The sequence below is a fragment of the Polynucleobacter brandtiae genome (assembly GCF_002797575.1).
Taxonomy (GTDB): domain Bacteria; phylum Pseudomonadota; class Gammaproteobacteria; order Burkholderiales; family Burkholderiaceae; genus Polynucleobacter; species Polynucleobacter brandtiae.
Window position 1 is genome coordinate 1 of record NZ_PGTX01000012.1, and the last position, 2,618, is coordinate 2,618.

General features: G+C 48.9%; 1 protein-coding gene. It reads left to right on the forward strand.

What is annotated here, in order from left to right:
• Positions 1-2,618, forward strand: a 2,618-nt coding sequence (locus tag B0G85_RS10175) for a beta strand repeat-containing protein (RefSeq protein WP_198508819.1), incomplete at both ends; no start/stop codon positions are given.

Below are 2,618 nucleotides of genomic sequence, written 5' to 3' on the forward strand. Positions count from 1 at the left end.
TTAACGGATACGGCAAACGCGATTACCACCTTAGCCGGTAATACCGGCACAGTCTCATTCTTAGAAAATAGTGGCTTTGCTATTGGTACTGTCAATACAGTAGGCCTGACCACTACTGGTAATCTCACCCTCAGTACTACGGGTACCGTAACGCAGAGTCAATTGATTGCGGCTAGTGGTTTAGAACTCCTGGGTACTGCCGGTATTTACACCCTGACTAATGCTGGTAACGCCATTACTACCTTAGCAGGCAGCACTGGCACAGTCTCATTCTTAGAGAACAGTGGCTTTGCCATTGGTACTGTCAACACTGTAGGCCTGACCACCACTGGTAATCTGACCCTCAGTACTACAGGTACAGTAACGCAGAGTCAGCTCATCGCTGCTAGTGGTTTAGAGCTTCTCGGTACTGCTGGTATCTATACCCTGACTAATACTGGCAACGCCATTACTACCTTAGCAGGCAGCACTGGCACAGTCTCGTTCTTAGAAAATAGTGGCTTTGCCATTGGTACTGTCAACACTGTAGGCCTGACCACCAGCGGGAATCTCACCCTCAGTACTACGGGTACCGTAACGCAGAGTCAACGGATTGCGGCGAGTGGTTTAGAACTCCTCGGTACTGCGGGTATCTATACTCTTACCGATACTAGTAACGCCATTACTACCTTAGCGGGTAATACGGGAGTTATCTCCTTTATCGAGAACTCTGGGTATACCGTCGGGGTTGTGAACACGACCGGTATCATCACTACCGGTAATCTAGCTTTGAGCGGTACATCTGGCTTCACGATTGCTCAGAATATTACTTCTGGTGCAGGTACACAAACTTATACCGGTCCGATTACCTTATCAACTGGTGCTATCACACTGACATCCACTAATGCCAACATCACCTTTAGTGGCTCTACTACTACGATCAACGGCGGGCAAGCATTAACAGTTAATGCAGGCAGTGGTGCGATTAGTTTTGGTGGGGTATTGGGTGCAGGTACAAGGCTATCCTCTTTGCTTGCAACGAGTTCAACAGAAATTGCAATAGGCGCAGCTGTTTCAACGCTAGGTATTCAAATCTATGATGGCCCAGTGACTCTTGCAGATAACGTCACACTAACTTCAGTTGGAGAAAGCACAAATACCCGATATAACTATTCTGGATCAGTGCAGAACATCACTATTTCAGGTAGTTCAGTAACAATTGAGTTAGTTGGCGGCGCAGGTGGTAAGGGAGGAGATGATGGCAATATAGGTCTCAATACGGGTGTGGCTGGTAAGTATGTAGCCACCTTATCTGTGACCCCTGGGACAGTGCTTCAGTTGGCACCTGGCAAAGGTGGCTCTAGTGGTACAGGCGGATCCTCTACCGGTAGCGGTGCAGGGGGAACAAATGCATTAGGTGTTGCCGCTGGTGGTGCTGGCGGTAATGCTGGACCCTATGGCTCTTCTGGCGGTGGTGGGGGCGGTGGCGCGGCCTCGATAGTAAGAATTGGTAGTTCCGGAACTAACTATATTTTTGCTGGCGGTGCTGGTGGTGGCGCAGGAGCCAATAACACAGGTGGTGATGGAGAAACTACCGGTGCTGATGCTGGCAATTATTTAGCCTCAGGTATCTATGCCGGTGCAATTGGTGCAGGAGCTGGGCAACCAAGTGTTCGCACTATTACAAGTACAGGTGTTGATGGTGGCGGAAGCGGCGGTGGCGGTGGCGGTTTACTGGGAGGTAATACATCTTTTGGATCTGCACCTTCAAGCGAATGGCGTGGGCTTGGTGGCAATAGAGGCTCTAATGGAGTAGTCGCTGGAATTTCAGTGAGCTCAGTTACCGACACTACTATTCAGTTAGCAAATAATGCTGATGGTTACATTATTCTTACTTCTTTTACTCCCGCTGGAATTACTTTTAACAGTACTGTTAACGGTAATAAAACCCTCACTGTTTCTGCAGGCACTGGCAACATCACCTTTACCGGCGCAGTAGGAGGTTCACAAGGCCTGGGTAATATCTCCTTAACCAGTACTGGTAACACTACCTTTAGTAATACAGTAGCTGCAACTAGCCTGTTACAAAACTCAACATCGGGTACCACTGCGATTAATGGTGGATCCATCAATACTGCAGGTGGCGCTCAAACCTACAACAACAATGTCACCTTAGGGGCTGATGCTACTTTAACTGCAAGTACAGCCAGCTTTAATGGCACAGTAGCTGGTGCCTCTAGCTTAGCCATTACCGGTAACGCCGTCTTTGGTAATGGCACCAGCGATACCGTAACCCTTACAGGAAGTAGTAAGAACCTCTCCATCTCTGGCACCACCGCAATTAATACCAATGCCATTACCACTAGCGGTACCCAACTCTATAGCGGCGCTGTTACCCTGGGTACAGACACTACTTTATCGACAAGCAATGCTGATGTGACCTTCAGTAGCACTCTTAATAGTGCTACTAGCACTGTAAGAGCGTTGACAATGGATGCTGGTAATGCTGTGGTTGCGATAAACGGTGCTGTTGGTGGTAGCTATGTTCTCGGCGCCACCGCCATCACGGCTGGTTCCGTTGTGACAGGAGCAGGTGGCACGATCACGATGGGAGCTAATGCATTAGCTATTACGACTGA